The sequence below is a fragment of the Mesobacillus zeae genome (assembly GCF_003570705.1).
Taxonomy (GTDB): Bacteria; Bacillota; Bacilli; order Bacillales; family Cytobacillaceae; genus Mesobacillus_C; species Mesobacillus_C zeae.
Window position 1 is genome coordinate 1 of record NZ_QWVT01000027.1, and the last position, 16,003, is coordinate 16,003.

A 16,003-nucleotide genomic window follows, 5' to 3' on the forward strand; every position below is an offset into this window, starting at 1 on the left:
ACTGGCAAAAATGAAAGCGAAAGAGCAGTCAGAAGCGCCGGCACCATCAGAAACAGAAGACGCAGACCTGGCGAAAAAGAAAGCGGCAGCCGCAGCGAAAGCCAAAGCGGCCGCAGCCGCAAAGGCGAAGGCTGCCGCAATGGCAGGTGGTGACGCCGGCACGGATGATGCGAAAGCGAAAGCGATTGCCGCAGCGAAAGCAAAGGCAGCAGCCGCAGCAAAAGCGAAAGCTGCAGCCTCCGGCAAAGGGACGGAACAGCCTGCCGAGGAAAAACAGCCATCGCCGAACCAGCCGCTGCTTGATAAATACGTGAAGATCATTGGGGAGCATCTTGGCCAGGATATACTCGAAGATTCCTATATTAACAGCCTGTCAAAAGATGTGCCGACAATTGTGGTCAAAAGAGAGTCGTACTACAAAATGGCTCAATTCCTCAAGTACAACGAGCGGCTCGGATTCGACTATTTATCCGAACTGCACGGAACCGACTTCGAAACACATATGGAAATCTATGTGCATTTGTACTCCTATAAAAACCGCCAGCCGCTTGCGCTCAAAGTCAAAGTCGACCGCAGCGAGCCGGTAATTGAATCGCTCCAGCCGCTTTGGGCCGGAGCAGAATGGCCTGAATGCGAAGCGTATGATTTGCTTGGCATCAAATTCACCGGACACCCGAACCTCCAACGGATTCTCCTTGGGGAAGAATGGATAGGATATCCGATGAGAAAAGACTATGAACCGTTTGATGTGGAGGTGTAGCAGGTGATTCGCACAGAAGAAATGCTGCTCAACGTTGGCCCGCAGCACCCGAGTACGCACGGTGTGTTCCGCCTTGTCGTCAAGATTGATGGGGAAATCATCACAGAAGCAAAGCCGGTAATCGGGTATTTGCACCGCGGGACTGAAAAAATTGCTGAAAATCTTCAATATACACAGATTATTCCTTATACTGACCGGATGGATTATATCTCTTCTATGACCAATAACTATGTAATCTGCCATGCGGTCGAGACCATGATGGGAATCGAGGTGCCTGACCGGGCTGAATACCTCAGGGTCATTGCCATGGAACTGAACAGGGTGGCCAGCCACCTCGTCTGGTGGGGAACATACCTGCTTGACATTGGTGCGGTCAGCCCATTCCTGTATGCTTTCCGCGAGCGCGAAATGATCATCAACCTGCTGAATGAACTATCAGGTGCACGCCTGACATTCAACTACATGAGGGTTGGCGGCGTGAAATGGGATGCACCTGAAGGCTGGATTGAAAAAGTCGCCGAGTTCGTCCCATATATGCGCGAACAGCTGAAAGGCTACCATCAGCTTGTAACCGGAAACGAAATCTTCGTCCACCGGGTAAAAGGCGTTGGGAAATACACGAAGGAAGAGGCCCTTCAATACTCGCTGAGCGGAGCGAACGCCCGCTGCACGGGAGTGAAATGGGACCTTCGGAAAGATGAGCCGTACTCAATCTACGACCGATTCGATTTCGATGTCATCACCCGCGAGGAAGGGGATGCATGGGCCCGCTACGAGTGTAGGCTCGCTGAAATCGAGGAGTCGCTGAAAATACTTGAACAGGCTGCTGTCCAGTTTCCAGCGGAAGGCAGTATCATGGCAAAGGTTCCGAAAATCATCAAGGCGCCAAAAGGCGAAGCTTTTGTAAGGATCGAATCGCCACGGGGAGAAATCGGGTGCTATATCGCTAGCGACGGAAAAAAAGAACCGTATCGGCTGAAATTCAGGCGTCCGTCATTTTACAATCTCCAAATCCTTCCGAAGCTTTTGGTGGGTGAAAATATCGCCAACTTGATTGCGATTCTTGGGGCGATTGACATCGTTCTTGGGGAGGTAGACGGATAATGATCCAGGACCTGCTGTATTCCAGCCCGGGCTGGGCAAACTTTGGGATCTTCTTTTTGCTCGCCACAGTGTTTTTATTCGTCATTTTAGGCTTTGTTACATATGCCATCCTTGCAGAGCGGAAAGTCATGGGCTTCATGCAGCTCCGCCACGGCCCGAACCAAGTAGGCGGCCGGTGGGGGCTGCTCCAGACAGTCGCTGACGTTCTCAAGCTTTTGTTAAAAGAAGACACAATCCCTAAGCTTGCGGACAGGCCGCTGTTCATCCTGGCCCCTGTGATTGCGTTTGCGCCGGCCTTTATGGTCGTAGCAACCATTCCGTTCACAGATAAACTGCAGTTTGCCGATATTGGTGTCGGCCTACTGTACTATATTGCTATTTCTGGCTTATCGACGGTTGGGGTTGTCACCGCAAGCTGGGCATCGAACAACAAATATTCCCTCCTCGGAGGGATGCGGGCTGCCGCGCAGATGATTTCCTACGAAATCCCGCTCGTCATGTCCGTCCTTGGTGTCATCCTGCTGTCAGGCAGCCTTAACCTGAATGACATTGTCGAGGCCCAGAAGGATGGCTGGTTCATCATCCTGCAGCCAATCGCTTTCATCGTCTTTCTGATTGCGGCCGTTGCCGAGCTGAACCGGGCGCCGTTTGACCTGCCAGAGGCAGAGTCGGAGCTTGTTGCCGGCTTCCACGTCGAGTATTCAGGCTTCCGCTGGGCATTCTTCATGCTATCCGAGTACGTGTATTTCTTCGCGATGTCATCGTTGATCACGGTGCTGTTCCTCGGAGGCTGGCTGCCGTTGCCATTTTTAGGCTTCATTCCGGGTGCCGTTTGGTTCGCATTGAAGTTCAGCCTTGTTGTCTTTATCCTGATTTGGTTCCGGGTTACTTTCCCGCGCGTACGGGCCGATCAGCTGATGGAGTTTGGCTGGAAAGTGCTGTTGCCGGTTGCCCTGGCCAATATATTCCTGACCGCATTGTTAAAGGAACTGCTTACTATTTTTTAATAAGAGTGCCTCGCGCGTTTCGAGGCGGAACGGGCTCCTGCCTCTGTTCCGAACTTTTCAAATAAGGGGTGAATTACGTGCTAGGACTGGCTAAAGGATTATCATATACCCTTAAGAACCTGACCCGCCAAAAGGTGACGTACGACTATCCGAAAGAGCCGCTTCCGCTTCCGGACCGGTTCCGCGGAATCCAGAAGTTTTATCCGGAAAAGTGCATTGTCTGCAACCAGTGTGCGAACATCTGCCCGACAGACTGCATTCAATTAACCGGAAAGAAACATCCGGATCCAGCGAAAAAAGGGAAAATCATTGATACGTATGACATCAATTTCGAAATTTGTATCCTGTGCGATCTTTGCACAGAGGTATGCCCGACAGAAGCAATTATTATGACCAACAATTTCGAGCTTGCCGAATACAGCCGGGATGAATTGTTCAAGAACCTCCAATGGCTCGATGAAAACGACGAGAACATACGGAAGGTGAATAAGGCATGATGTTATCTGGCGAATTTATTGCATTCATCGGACTTGCGCTCGTAGCCATCATGGGCGGTGTGCTGCTGCTCAACCTGACAAAGGTGGTCCATATGGTCGTTGCGCTCGTCTTCACATTTGTCAGCATCGCAGGGATTTATGTCCTTCTTTCAGCTGAATTTCTTGCCGCTGTGCAGATCCTGATCTACTCAGGCGCAATCACCATCATCATGCTTTTCGGAATCATGCTCACGAAGCATAATGATGAGAGCGAGGCGAAGGGGATAGGGTGGAGGAAAATCCTCCTGTTCCTCGGTGTGTTGGCTTTTGGGGCAGCCGTTTATATTGGCATATATGATCTCGATTTTACATCCGAAACAAGCTCGCTTCATGTGAAAAATACAGAACAGATAGGGCTTGCTTTATATTCAGACTACATCATTCCATTTGAATTGACGTCTGTCGTCCTTCTGGTTACCCTCGTTGGTGCCATTATCCTTGCAAGGAAAGACGATAATGGGAAGGAGGGGGATAAGGAATGAGCAATGTGCCTGTTTCAGCCTTTCTCGCCCTTGCCCTGATTCTTTTTTGCATCGGCCTGTACGGAGCTCTGTCTAAGCGGAACACCGTCATTGTGCTGATTTCAATTGAACTGATGCTGAATGCAGTCAATATCAATCTCGTCACCTTCAGTAAATATGGGCCAGCCCCGTCGATCAATGGCCAGATATTCGCGCTGTTTGCGATCGCCATTGCCGCTGCTGAGGCTGCTATCGGGCTTGCAATCCTGATTGCCCTATACAACAACCGCAAAACAGTCAATATCGATGAAATGGACCAGTTGAAGCACTAGGCAGCTGCCTTAGAACAGTGCTGTTTGGCGCTAGCGGACTTTCTCGGTACCGTGGCGCCAATGAAAGCTTCAGTGAACTGGTCATTAGTCCCGCATAGCGCGGGCCCACTAAGACGCGCGATAAACGGAGAAACGGCCGCGTCAAAAAAAGGGGATTGTGATATAGATGGAGAATGCTTGGCTCATTCCGCTGTTCCCGCTTTTATCGTTTCTAGTCCTTCTTATCGCCGGCAGGCGGCTGAGAGAAGCAAGCGCATACGCAGGCATCCTGCTGACCCTTGCATCTCTCGCCATGTCTGTATATATGCTGGCGGAACGCTTTACGAAACCGACGTTTAAATCGGAATCAGTATGGCTTACGATAGGGGACTTGAAGTTAACCGCGGGATTTGAAGTGAATCAGTTAAACGCTTTGATGCTGGTAATCGTCTCGCTTGTCAGCTTTTTAGTACATATTTACTCCAGAGGCTATATGCATGGAGACGAGCGGTTTCCAGTCTTTTATGCCTACCTCGGCCTGTTTACGTTTGCGATGCTCGGCCTGGTGCTTTCGCCGAACCTGCTGCAGACGTATATATTCTGGGAGCTTGTCGGGCTTGGCTCATTCTTGCTAATCGGGTTTTATTTTTACAAAGAAAGCGCCAAGCATGCTGCCCAAAAAGCGTTCATCATGACCCGGATCGGGGACGTTGGCCTTTTGATCGGCATGATTCTGCTATTCTGGCAGACTGGCAGCTTCGAATACGATGAAATTTTTGCCTCTGTAAAAGAAGGCGCGGTTTCAGAAACAATGATCACCCTCACTGCCATCCTGATTTTTATTGGGGCAGTAGGAAAATCAGGCCAGTTCCCGCTCCACACATGGCTTCCGGATGCGATGGAAGGGCCGACGCCAGTGTCTGCCCTGATTCACGCAGCGACAATGGTTGCGGCGGGTGTCTACCTTGTAGCCGCTACGTTCCCGCTGTTCGCGGCTAGCGAAACAGCGTTAATGACGGTTTCCGTCATCGGTGCCTTCACCGCCATATTCGCAGCGAGTATCGGGATTGTTCAAAAAGACATCAAGCGTGTCCTTGCCTACTCGACCGTCAGCCAGCTTGGCTATATGATGCTGGCACTTGGTTCTGCGGGCTATGTGGCGGGTGTCTTCCATCTGATGACACATGCCTTCTTCAAGGCTCTGCTGTTCTTGGCAGCAGGAAGCGTCATCCACGCCGTGCATACGCAGGACATTGAAAAAATGGGCGGCCTATGGAAGAAGCTGCGCTTTACGGCACCACTGTTTTTGATCGGTACGCTTGCCATCAGCGGCGTTCCGCTTTTCTCAGGCTTCTTCAGTAAAGATGAAATTTTAGTAGCAGCTTGGGTGCATGGAAATAAGGCATTGTTCTGGCTCGCTGTCACGGCTGCTTTCTTTACCGCGTTTTATATGTTCCGCCTGTTCTTCATGGTGTTTGCCGGCGAAGCCCGCACCCATATGAAGAACGTGCATGAATCACCGGGCTCGATGATTTTCCCGATGGCTGTTCTTGGGGTCCTTGCAATTGCCTCGGGTTATATCAACACTCCGTGGTTCGGAACGTTCCTTGGCGACTGGCTCGTCGAAGGCAACAGCGCGCTGGGTCACGGGCATGTTGAAGGGCCAGCATGGATTATGATAGTGGCAACGCTTGTGTCGCTTTCCGGCATCCTGCTTGCCTACCTGATTTATGTAAAACGGTCGATCAGCCGCGACTGGCTTATCTCCCGCGCACCTTTGACGTACAATGTGCTACGCAACAAGTATTATATTGATGAATTTTATGGCATGACGTTCGTATACGGCGCCAAGGCCGTCAGCCTGTTCCTGCGTTTTATCGAGACTTTCCTTGTTGAAGGCCTTGTGAAGACGGTCACCGTCTTTGTCCAGACCCTCGGCAAAACAGGTTCGAAAATACAGAGCGGACAAGTGCAGACATACGGCGCGATTGCCTTTGTCGGGCTTGCCGTCCTGATGGTCATCTTTGCCCTGACAGGGGGTTACCTATAATGAATGAAAGCTACTATTTAAGCTTGCTGGTTTTTTCTCCGCTGCTGGGGATCATCCTGCTCGCCTTCATGTCAAAGGATAGTGAGAAAAGCATCAAACTGCTGGGCTTCATGGCGACACTGCCGCCAGCCATACTGGCTTTGATGGCCTATGTTTCCCGCTTAATGGGTAAGGATCTTGCCGACTTTTCGGAAAGGGTCCGCTGGATCCAGTTTGGAAACCTCCCACAAATGGGAGAAGATTTTTTTACAGTCTATTACGAGCTAGGGATTGACGGCTTTTCGCTCCTGATGATCGTATTGACTGCGATCCTGTCAACGCTTGCCGCAATAGCTTCTTTCCATATCAAAAAAGAATGGAAGGGTTATTACATGCTGTTCTTGCTGCTTGAAATCGGGATGCTTGGCGTCTTTACAGCGCAAAACCTCATCCTGTTCTTCGTCTTTTTCGAGCTGACACTCATTCCGATGTTCTTCCTGATCGGGAAATGGGGCTTTTTTGAAAAAGAAAAAGCAGCCTACAGCTTCCTGATCTACAATGGCTTGGGCTCAGCGATACTGCTCATCGTCATCATGGTGCTGTTCGCCCGTACAGGGACTACGAACATCGAGGCGCTGAAAATCCTTGTGAACACTGCGAATTCAGACCTGATTACGCCGCTGTCGGATTCGGTGAAGTATGGATTGCTGATTGCTTTGCTTGTTGCGTTTGGAATCAAGCTTCCAATCTTCCCGCTTCACAGCTGGATGCTACGTGTACACGTTGAAGCTCCGCCATCTATTGTTATGCTGCACTCCGGGATTCTTTTGAAAATTGGGGCATACGGTCTCATCCGCTTTGGAATGGGAATTTTTCCAGAGCAGTTTAAGGAACTGGCTGTTGTGCTGGCAGTGCTTGGAGTCATCAACCTGCTGTATGGAGCATTCCTTGCTTTTATCCAGAAGGATTTCAAAATGGTCCTCGCCTATTCATCCATTTCCCATATGGGAATTGTCTTGATCGGCCTTGGAGCATTGAATCAGGCAGGGATTCAGGGAGCGATCTTCCAGGTTGTATCACATGGCTTGATCTCGGCTCTGCTGTTCTTCCTTGTCGGTGTTTTCTATGAAAGAACGCATACAACTGACATTTCTAAGCTTGGCGGAATGGCCAAAGGAATGCCGATTGCTTCAGGCTTCCTGCTTGCAGGTGCGATGGCATCGCTTGGACTTCCAGGAATGTCGGGTTTTGTCTCTGAATTTATGGCCTTCCTTGGTTTATTCGAAGAAATGCCATGGCTCGCCGCAGTTGGAACACTTGGCATTATCATGACGGCAGTTTACCTGCTCCGTGCAGTTCTTGCCATTACTTACGGCAGGGCTGACCGCGAATTCGCAGGTATTACGGATCTCCGCTCATATGAGTGGGCGCCTGTTCTAGTGCTTGTCGGCCTGATCGTGCTGATCGGGGTTTATCCGGCTGTGCTCAGCGAACCGTTAAAGTCCGTCTTGCTCGGGTTAGGGGGTTGATGAAGGATGGATTTGGATAAATTGCTTTCATTTCAATGGGGGATGATGACCCCTGAATTCCTGATCCTGGGGACAGCAACAATCCTGGCAGTGCTCGATCTGTTCATGCCGAAAAAAATGAACAGGAACATCCTTGGTTTCTTTGGTCTAGCTGGCATCGTCGCAGCTATTGTGAGCCTGACTCTATTGCTCGGCCAGGATACAGCATCCATTTTGCACGATACTTTCCGGCTTGATTCTTTTGCCAAAGCTTTCAAGCTCCTGCTTTTGGGCGGTGCCGCGCTTGTCATGCTGCTCGCCATCGATTACAAGCCGAAAGAAGGCATGGAGGAATACAGGGGAGAATTTTTCTACTTGTTCATGACAGCGCTGCTTGGTGCGATGATGATGTCTTCAAGCGGAGACTTGATTACATTGTTTGTCGGACTTGAGCTTCTGTCAATCTCTTCATATATTCTTGCCGGGATACGCAAGAAAAACACACGCTCAAACGAATCTGCCATGAAATACGTCATCAACGGCGGCATATCAACGGCCATTACCTTGTTCGGAATGAGCTATGTCTATGGAATAACCGGGACGACAAACCTGAGGGAAATGGCAGGACTGCTTTCACAAATAGATAATCCGCAGCATGTCTATATCCTTGGATTGGCATTCCTGATGATTTTTGTCGGCCTATCGTTCAAGCTTGCCTCAGCACCGTTCCATATGTGGGCGCCGGATGTGTACGAGGGGGCTCCAACTCCGGTTACAGCGTTCCTGAGCGTTGTATCGAAAACAGCCGGGTTTGTCATCATGATGCGCGTTATATTGTCGGTTTTTGCCGCGGTGCCATCTAATGACAGCGATTTACCGCTTTTGTTTTCAATGCAGGATTATATCGGCTTCCTGGCCGGGGCAACAATGATCATCGGAAACGTGATCGCCCTTAGGCAGCGAAGCATCAAAAGGCTTTTCGCCTATTCTAGTATCGCGCATGCCGGCTACATCCTCGTGGCTTTTTCAGCGATGTCAGTCGTGATGTTCGATTCAATCTGGTTCTACCTGCTGGCTTATCTGTTCATGAACCTTGGCGCTTTTGCCATCATCCAGCTCATGACCATGAAGGAAGGCACGGAGGATATCAGCCATTTTGCAGGGCTTTACCGCCGTTCGCCGCTGCTGGCAGGCGCGATGGCCATTTTCATCCTGTCGCTTGCCGGAATTCCAGGAACCGCAGGCTTCATTGGAAAGCTGGATATCTTCCTGGGTGCGCTTATGGTTGACCCGGCGCATTATGTGCTTGTTTCCATCATGATTGCCACAACGGTCGTATCCTATTTCTACTACTTCGGCATCCTGACACAAATGTTTTTCCGTCCTGCAGCGCATCACGAAAAAATCGCACTGCAGCCAGGGACAGTTATAACAGTCATCATCTGCGCAGCGGCAACCGTTGTATTCGGAATCATGCCGCAGCTCGCATTCGATTTTTTCAACAGCAATTTCAACCAGTTCATTGATTTTCTGCAGTAAGTGGTTGTCAGGGAAAAATCGGTTGGAATTTTCGCAGGAGCTAGTTATCACGATAAAATCGATTGTTGGAGTAACTGGTTGCCACCGCAACTCAACCGATTCAATGAATTTTGCAGTCAACGGTTGTAATGGTAAAATCAATTACAATTTTCTGCAGTCAGCGGTTACCACAGCAAAACCGCTCCTTATCTCTCCAATAACCGGTTATTGGAGAGATAAGGGACTATGAAGTAAACTGTTATATTGAAACAATTGTCTTGGTTCCTGGGTATTATGGGAACCAGCCCTAAATCCAGTTCGGGGGAAGGGGATTTAGGGAAGGCATTTTTATTTCTCAGGCTTGGGAGAAGCCTGGGGAATGGTCCAAAAAGGGGTTTTATAGAGAGAGGGAGTCCGGCCAAAATGCCGGCTCCTTTTTTTCTTGGAAAAATGAAACTTTTGTGCCGTCTATTCGTCTATAATAGCGGGGAAGGAACCTGTCTTTTTCTCGGGCTGAAAGGCCTGTGAAAAAACAGGCAGTGAATGGAAGGGGAAAGAAGATGATTACAGAATTTGGCTCAAATGCGCTCCTTGGCATTCTCTCACATCTTGTATTTATTGCAGTTGCATGGTGGGCACTGCAGGCACTGCAGTTTGACCGGCTGCTGAAACAGAACCGAGTCTTCCAAGCCAGGATCCTATATATTTTTATGTCCATTGCGCTTGGTTCTACCGTGAGCAATTTCTTCCTTGATTACCTTAATATGTCCAGGCGGTTGCCTACTATTTTTCAGCTGGTCCTGCCCTCAGTCCTTTAAGTAATAGGGGTACGGGTTATTATGTTGAAAAATACCTGAGCCCACAAAAGACGATAATCTGGCTGTTAGGCTGAATTGGTAAAAAATTAGGTCTTCATACATGTTTTCAAACACAGCAATTTTCAGTATGATTGTCTTTGTGTTCATGTTTGAGTATGTGATACATATTGCAAACTTTTAAAACACCCGGACCAGTTGCCGTAGAATCGATATCTGTCATAAAGTGACGACATTTCCCAAGTATGCTCCCCACCACCATGGTAAAAATGGTACTAAGGGGAGGCGTTACAGAGATGAAGAAACTTTTACTGTTGGTATCATTTTTTGGCATTATTGGTTTTGTTATGTTGCAGGCTGGGAATAGGACGACTGTAGCGGACTCGGGACAGGTTTTGCCAAAACTGGCCGAAGTCCTTGGGGACGAACATATTTTGATCAATGGATGGTCAATATACGCACGGGAAAGAATGGAAGATGTTCAAACACAACAAGATCTAGACAATTTGGTATCTGGTTTGAAAAGTAAGTTACCGGAGTGGACATGGAAGCAAGAGGAATCTAAGCAGCAAAGAACCTTGACTGCTGTATCTGATTCCACCCGCCATCAGGAAAAACTGAAGATCATAACGACAGACACGGACGGCAGATTACATACGTACGTCATGTATGAGGTCAGAGGTCATTCCTGGAATGACAAAACGGAAACATTTTTAAACACGGAAATAAAAAACAGATTATTTGACATTTTTCGCGAAAAAGCTAAAGTTTTCTCTTGTATAAAGGGTGAACTCAGTGATAAGATGGATACGTCTTTGCCCATTTACATGAAAAGGCTGTTAAAATCATTCGATGCAGAAGAATTGGAAGCATTAAAAGAGCATTCATTTATTTCTACATCTGCTTTTTCGCCTTTATTCGACACATCCATGACAGATGAACATAAGATGAACTTGCAGCTTGGAATAAGGAAAACACAGGATATGGGCGGTAAGACTACTATCGTAGTTGGCACACCCATCATAACGATTGAATATTAATATAGAGAAATTGGACGCGGAGGGGAATACACTTGGAAAAAATCATCGTCCGCGGCGGAAAAAGGCTGAGCGGCACTGTTAAAGTAGAAGGAGCTAAAAATGCTGTTTTGCCTGTACTCGCTGCAACATTATTAGCAAGTGATGGAAAAAGCGTTATTCGTGATGTGCCAACTCTCTCCGATGTATATACGATCAACCAGGTTTTACGTTCTTTAAACGCCGAAGTGGAGTTTAAAAATAATACAGTTGTTGTAGACGCATCAAGAGAGTTAGAAATCGAGGCGCCATTTGAGTACGTTCGCAAAATGCGTGCTTCAGTACTTGTTATGGGATCACTGCTAGCAAGAAATGGCCGTTCCCGCGTGGCCCTGCCTGGCGGGTGTGCAATTGGATCACGTCCGATTGACCAGCATCTAAAAGGCTTTGAAGCAATGGGAGCGACTGTAAAGGTAGGAAACGGCTTTATCGAAGCAGAAGCACTAGACGGGCTGCACGGCGCTAAAATATACCTGGATTTCCCAAGTGTTGGCGCTACGGAAAATATTATGATGGCGGCTGTACTTGCAAAGGGAATAACAACCCTTGAAAATGCAGCAAAAGAACCGGAAATCGTCGACCTTGCTAACTTCCTGAACAAAATGGGGGCAAAAGTAAGGGGAGCCGGGACCGGCACCATCCGCATTGAAGGTGTGAACCTGCTGTTCGGAGTGGAGCACTCAATCATTCCAGACCGCGTTGAAGCTGGTACTTTCATGGTGGCAGCAGCAATCACGGGCGGAAATGTACTCGTTAAGGGGGCAGTTCCAGAGCATTTGTCTTCAGTTATTGCGAAAATGGAAGAAATGGGTGTCATCATTGAAGAAGAGGAAGAAGGCTTGCGGGTTATCGGACCTGACAAGATGAAGGCTGTCGACATCAAGACAATGCCGCATCCAGGCTTCCCGACTGACATGCAGTCACAGATGATGGCATTGCTACTTCGTGCCCAGGGCACCAGCATGATTACCGAAACTGTTTTTGAAAATCGTTTCATGCATGTTGAAGAGTTCCGCCGCATGAACGCTGATATCAAGATTGATGGCCGCTCTGTGATCATGAACGGACCATCCGGCCTCCAGGGGGCAGAAGTGGCAGCAACCGATCTTCGCGCTGCAGCCGCACTGATTCTTACAGGTCTGGTAGCAGACGGAGTCACACGCGTTACGGAACTGAAGCATCTTGACCGCGGCTATGTTGGTTTCCATGAGAAGCTTGCTGCACTTGGAGCAGACATTGAACGCGTGAAGGAAGCAGACGAAATCTTTGCATCGGAAAAGTTTGTTTCCGACATGAACGCATAACGATAATAAAATAAATCACTCCTGAGACCGGAGAATTATGCTGTCCCCAGTATGGTTCTGCGGTTTTTAGTTTTGGAAAAAAATGTGGGGGCGATTTTATAGGTGGCATAGGATGGTGATTTTTACCGGAAATAGAGAAGGGGGTCCGGGCGAGGCTGGTGAATTTGCAGGAATCAGAGAAGGGACGCCGGGATGGTGTGGTGATTTTTACCGGAACAGAGAAGGGATTTCGGCCGGGGATGGTGATTTATACCGAGAAATAGAAAAGGGAGTCCGGGCGAGGCTGGTGAATTTGCAGGAATCAGAGAAGGGACGCTGGGATGGTATGGTAATTTTTACCGGCATCAGAGAAGAGGTTTCGGACGAATATTCTGTCATAATTGCTTGTCCTTCTCCATAGGATTAATTGAGACGGGATTCTCCGTTTTAATTTTTACAGTGGAGGCTTTATCTATGTTAAAATTCAAACCATTAATCGTACTATCCGCCATTCTATTTGCAGTCACTCTACTTGTGCCCTCGGTGTTAGTCCTTCCTTTTACCGAAGAGAAGGCGAACGGAAAGCTGGGGGAAAAGGCAAAACCGGTGGGTGACCAGGCTGCCTCTGTCCCATCCGCAGATTCTGCTGTGGACGTGACGGTGTTCCGGATGGCAAAGTCCTCGTTGGAAAAGCTTCCGCTTGATGAATACGTGATTGGAGTTGTAGCAGCAGAAATGCCTGCGGATTTCGAAGTGGAGGCATTGAAGGCACAGGCATTGTCGGCAAGGACATATTTTGTCAAGCAGCTGATGAGCCCTGATAAAACGGGTCTCCCTGATGGTGCCCAAGTCTCGGATACGGAGAATCACCAGGTTTTTCGTAACAGAGATGAGCTGAAACAGCAGTGGGGAGCGGAATATGAATGGAAGATCAAGAAAGTGGCGGATGCCGTGAGAGCGACGGACGGCCAGATTCTAACATACGAGGGTGCTCCAATTGATGCTACTTTCTTTTCGACAAGCAACGGCTATACTGAGAATTCAGAGGACTATTGGGAGAATTCCTTCCCCTATTTGCGGAGTGTGGAAAGCCCTTGGGACAAAAAGTCGCCGAAATACACAAGCCAGACGGTCATGCCGCTTAGTGAGTTCGAACGGAAACTTGGTGTCAAGCTTGGCGGGGCTGCGTCCATCGGAAGTGTCACTGAACGGACAACCGGCAAGCGGGTCGGAAAGCTGGAAATCGGCGGCAAGACTCTAACCGGAAAAGAAGTAAGGGATAAGCTCGCGTTAAGGTCGAGCGACTTTACCTGGACGCTGAAAGGCGGCAACGTCATCATCAACACGAAAGGCTTCGGGCATGGAGTCGGAATGAGCCAGTACGGAGCGAACGGAATGGCAACAGAAGGCAAGAACTACAAAGACATCGTCCAACACTACTACAAGGGCATCCAAATCTCCTCAGCCGACGCCCTCCTCAACAAGGTGATGGCGAAGAAATAGGGGGGAGGGGGCCTGACCCCCGGTGCGGTGAATCGCTAAAGCGTGCCTGACCCCCAGTGCGTTAATGTGATGAAGTGAGCCGCTCCTGAAATGGGAGCGGTTCGGCTTAGTTTCTAAGATAAGATTGTTATTAGAATTAGCTTCTTGTTTTACATGAAATCACAAAAATGGATTGTGAATACATCTACTTGGAATATAATTACGTTAATCGGGAATATATTACCTTTAATCGGGAATATCTATTGGCTAATCGGGAATAAATCGGATGTAATCAGGAATATCCTAAATCAGGGATTTGAATCACAGGCTAGATGTCGATATGTAATCGGTTACATAATCTCGTTAGTACCTTTAATCCTCTTGACACTTCAGTTGTACTTGAAGAAAGGCTATTTTTTGAACTGATTTTTTGTTTTTAGCCTTCCTAGAGTAAAGAATCATCTATTTTTCATTACCAAATTAATCATCAACTACCTCTTTACATAAAAATCGTCATTATTATCTTAATAATGACGATGAATTAAAACTCAAAGTATACTTTTTCAATAAAAAACTTCGATAGTCACCTATTTATTGGGTGATTTCTAACTTGAATTCTCCTTTCTTCCAGTAAAGAGTGGAAATTCAGCGGAGCAAAATAAACTCTTCCTTTATTTATGCCTTGGTGAGGCAGCCCCATGCTTACTAGAAGGTTGCTGGAAGTCTTAACAGAAGACAAGCACATAAAGTCTCTAAACTCACTATTCGTTATAGTTGGCTTTACAAGGAGAAAGTAATCAAGGAGGGCATCGACGTGGGCATGGCTTGAATGATGATGGCAATGTGGGCAAACCCAGAATCTATGCTTTCGCTTCATGTAGAAGGCCGAACAGGCGGGACACTGGATCCCTTTCCTCAATTCATCATAATGAATATCATAATTTTTTAGAACCTCTGGCTTATGCGGTAAATTTTCCTTCAATAAAAGCCTTGATAACTTCCGCTGCTCCTTCTCCGTCATGATATCGACGGATGCTGAGCTAAGCACTGTACTCAGCTGTGCCTTCAATTGATCGGCCTTGCAAACCAGCCTTCGGATGCCAGCATCATTTGTCTTGATCACCGCGGCCGGGTTGCTGAAGACAAGCTGGGAGATGACAGGCAAGCCGCTAAATCCTCGAGCTGCCAACCAGTCAAGGAACTGGGCATTCTGCCTCCTCAGCTGCGTCAGTGGGTGCTGATAGCCTTTTTCCGCATTGTTCGCAGTCTGGTAAAACTGTTTCAGTTTTTCGTCAAAATAAAGTGTTCCAGTGTAATTTTTGACTTCTAAATGGAGAATATATTTGCGGGAAAGAATGAGGTTATCAAGTTGGAAGTGATGGAGGGGGTGGGACAGCCGTAAATCGCGGAAAATATGATGCTCCTTGTCATCAAGGTACTTTAAATGAAAATCCACTTCCACTTCGCCGTGGTAGCCGGAGTTTATTTTTGAGGTGCTGTTCTCAAGTATTGGAATAATAGGATGGTTTTTGGGAAGCCTTCGAGCTAAAGCTTGATTTACATGAATCCGCATTGGTAAAAAACGGGGTTTGGCAATCATTGGCATCTCTCCTATCTCTTTTACTCAATAAATACGATAGGAGCTCCCCATAATCCTGCCAAACCGCTGCGCTATTTTTATAAAAGAGAAGAGAAGAAGGCCACTCAGTTAGAGCCAGCCATCAGTCCTCAAACACCCAAACCCCCACCAAACACCGTTGCAGCCAATTTACCAGGATCATCAGCGCTGCATCAGTCCAGTTGCGGTCAGTCACCAACAACTTCAGCACTCAGCTGCGGTCCACCCGCCAGCCATGCCCAGTCACACCTCTCTTGCCCACCAGCCGAGATATCCCCAGCCCAACCGTTTCCAGCCAGCCGAGATATCCCCGGCCCAATCGTTTCCACCCATCTGCACCACATAGCCGAGGTATCCCCAGCCCAACCGTTTCCAGCCATCTGCACCACATAGCCGGTATCCCCGGACCAACCGTCACCATCAAGCGCCCTAGCCAGCCAAGATACCCTCTGCTCAAACCGTCACCATCAAGCGCCCCAGCCAGCCAAGATACCC

At 48.3% G+C, this 16,003-nt stretch carries 16 protein-coding genes; 14 read left to right on the top strand and 2 right to left on the bottom strand.

All coding sequences use genetic code 11. The features are described 5' to 3' along the window. The 14 genes from D1970_RS15610 to spoIID all read left to right on the top strand — a co-directional run. Positions 1-760: NADH-quinone oxidoreductase subunit C (locus D1970_RS15610; RefSeq protein WP_259339686.1), on the top strand; the 760-nt coding region annotated here is incomplete at its 5' end. 3 nt (positions 761-763) lie between these two features. Continuing rightward, positions 764-1,864, top strand: coding sequence for an NADH-quinone oxidoreductase subunit D (locus D1970_RS15615; protein WP_119113807.1), 1,101 nt, complete (start codon positions 764-766; stop codon positions 1,862-1,864). Continuing rightward, positions 1,864-2,871 (top strand): NADH-quinone oxidoreductase subunit NuoH, encoded by a 1,008-nt coding sequence (gene nuoH / locus D1970_RS15620; protein ID WP_119113808.1) that lies wholly within the window; start codon positions 1,864-1,866, stop codon positions 2,869-2,871. The genes D1970_RS15615 and nuoH overlap by 1 nt, the downstream gene beginning before the upstream one ends. Positions 2,872-2,948: 77 nt before the next feature. Beyond that, complete coding sequence (gene nuoI, locus D1970_RS15625; RefSeq protein WP_119113809.1) at positions 2,949-3,368, top strand: NADH-quinone oxidoreductase subunit NuoI; 420 nt, start codon at positions 2,949-2,951, stop codon at positions 3,366-3,368. After that, positions 3,365-3,889, top strand: coding sequence for an NADH-quinone oxidoreductase subunit J (locus D1970_RS15630; protein ID WP_119113810.1), 525 nt, complete (start codon positions 3,365-3,367; stop codon positions 3,887-3,889). The genes nuoI and D1970_RS15630 overlap by 4 nt, the downstream gene beginning before the upstream one ends. Beyond that, complete coding sequence (nuoK, locus tag D1970_RS15635; RefSeq protein WP_119113811.1) at positions 3,886-4,200, top strand: NADH-quinone oxidoreductase subunit NuoK; 315 nt, start codon at positions 3,886-3,888, stop codon at positions 4,198-4,200. The genes D1970_RS15630 and nuoK overlap by 4 nt, the downstream gene beginning before the upstream one ends. Positions 4,201-4,366: 166 nt before the next feature. Continuing rightward, entirely contained in the window at positions 4,367-6,229 is a 1,863-nt protein-coding gene (gene nuoL, locus D1970_RS15640) for an NADH-quinone oxidoreductase subunit L (RefSeq protein ID WP_119113812.1), read from the top strand. Then, positions 6,229-7,737 carry an NADH-quinone oxidoreductase subunit M gene (locus D1970_RS15645; RefSeq protein WP_119113813.1) on the top strand — a complete coding sequence of 503 codons (1,509 nt, stop codon included), beginning with the start codon at positions 6,229-6,231 and terminating at the stop codon, positions 7,735-7,737. Before nuoL ends, D1970_RS15645 begins: the two co-directional genes overlap by 1 nt. A gap of 6 nt (positions 7,738-7,743) precedes the next feature. Beyond that, positions 7,744-9,255: an NADH-quinone oxidoreductase subunit NuoN gene (gene nuoN, locus D1970_RS15650; RefSeq protein ID WP_119113814.1), complete on the top strand. Its 1,512-nt coding sequence runs from the start codon at positions 7,744-7,746 to the stop codon at positions 9,253-9,255. A 539-nt stretch (positions 9,256-9,794) separates the two neighbouring features. Next, the gene (locus D1970_RS15660) at positions 9,795-10,052 is read left to right on the top strand and encodes a DUF1146 family protein (RefSeq protein WP_119113816.1); all 258 of its coding nucleotides are present in this window, start codon (positions 9,795-9,797) and stop codon (positions 10,050-10,052) included. 293 nt (positions 10,053-10,345) lie between these two features. Next, a complete protein-coding gene (locus tag D1970_RS15665) occupies positions 10,346-11,089 on the top strand; it encodes a YwmB family TATA-box binding protein (RefSeq protein ID WP_119113817.1) in 744 nt (247 codons plus the stop codon). A gap of 32 nt (positions 11,090-11,121) precedes the next feature. Further along, entirely contained in the window at positions 11,122-12,429 is a 1,308-nt protein-coding gene (murA, locus tag D1970_RS15670) for a UDP-N-acetylglucosamine 1-carboxyvinyltransferase (RefSeq protein WP_119113818.1), read from the top strand. Positions 12,430-12,541: 112 nt separating this feature from the next. Beyond that, a complete protein-coding gene (locus D1970_RS15675) occupies positions 12,542-12,829 on the top strand; it encodes a hypothetical protein (protein WP_119113819.1) in 288 nt (95 codons plus the stop codon). A gap of 53 nt (positions 12,830-12,882) precedes the next feature. Further along, complete coding sequence (gene spoIID, locus D1970_RS15680; RefSeq protein ID WP_119113820.1) at positions 12,883-13,911, top strand: stage II sporulation protein D; 1,029 nt, start codon at positions 12,883-12,885, stop codon at positions 13,909-13,911. 562 nt (positions 13,912-14,473) lie between these two features. On the opposite strand, the gene D1970_RS15685 is transcribed toward spoIID, so the two are convergent. Both D1970_RS15685 and D1970_RS15690 read right to left on the bottom strand, forming a co-directional pair. After that, positions 14,474-15,490, bottom strand: a complete 1,017-nt coding sequence (locus D1970_RS15685; RefSeq protein ID WP_181213332.1) for a nuclease-related domain-containing protein — start codon at positions 15,488-15,490, stop codon at positions 14,474-14,476. Between the two features lie 229 nt (positions 15,491-15,719). Then, positions 15,720-15,965, bottom strand: a complete 246-nt coding sequence (locus D1970_RS15690) for a hypothetical protein (RefSeq protein WP_142921025.1) — start codon at positions 15,963-15,965, stop codon at positions 15,720-15,722. Between the last annotated feature and the right edge of the window lie 38 nt (positions 15,966-16,003).

What these genes read in the sequence shown, in the direction of transcription:
- nuoH (WP_119113808.1), top strand. Translation starts at nt 1,864, where the DNA reads ATGATCCAGGACCTGCTGTATTCCAGCCCGGGCTGGGCAAACTTTGGG.
- D1970_RS15645 (WP_119113813.1), top strand. Translation starts at nt 6,229, where the DNA reads ATGAATGAAAGCTACTATTTAAGCTTGCTGGTTTTTTCTCCGCTGCTG.
- D1970_RS15630 (WP_119113810.1), top strand. Translation starts at nt 3,365, where the DNA reads ATGATGTTATCTGGCGAATTTATTGCATTCATCGGACTTGCGCTCGTA.
- nuoL (WP_119113812.1), top strand. Translation starts at nt 4,367, where the DNA reads ATGGAGAATGCTTGGCTCATTCCGCTGTTCCCGCTTTTATCGTTTCTA.
- D1970_RS15675 (WP_119113819.1), top strand. Translation starts at nt 12,542, where the DNA reads ATGGTGATTTTTACCGGAAATAGAGAAGGGGGTCCGGGCGAGGCTGGT.
- D1970_RS15660 (WP_119113816.1), top strand. Translation starts at nt 9,795, where the DNA reads ATGATTACAGAATTTGGCTCAAATGCGCTCCTTGGCATTCTCTCACAT.
- nuoN (WP_119113814.1), top strand. Translation starts at nt 7,744, where the DNA reads ATGGATTTGGATAAATTGCTTTCATTTCAATGGGGGATGATGACCCCT.
- nuoK (WP_119113811.1), top strand. Translation starts at nt 3,886, where the DNA reads ATGAGCAATGTGCCTGTTTCAGCCTTTCTCGCCCTTGCCCTGATTCTT.
- D1970_RS15665 (WP_119113817.1), top strand. Translation starts at nt 10,346, where the DNA reads ATGAAGAAACTTTTACTGTTGGTATCATTTTTTGGCATTATTGGTTTT.
- D1970_RS15685 (WP_181213332.1), bottom strand. Translation starts at nt 15,490, where the DNA reads ATGATTGCCAAACCCCGTTTTTTACCAATGCGGATTCATGTAAATCAA.
- spoIID (WP_119113820.1), top strand. Translation starts at nt 12,883, where the DNA reads ATGTTAAAATTCAAACCATTAATCGTACTATCCGCCATTCTATTTGCA.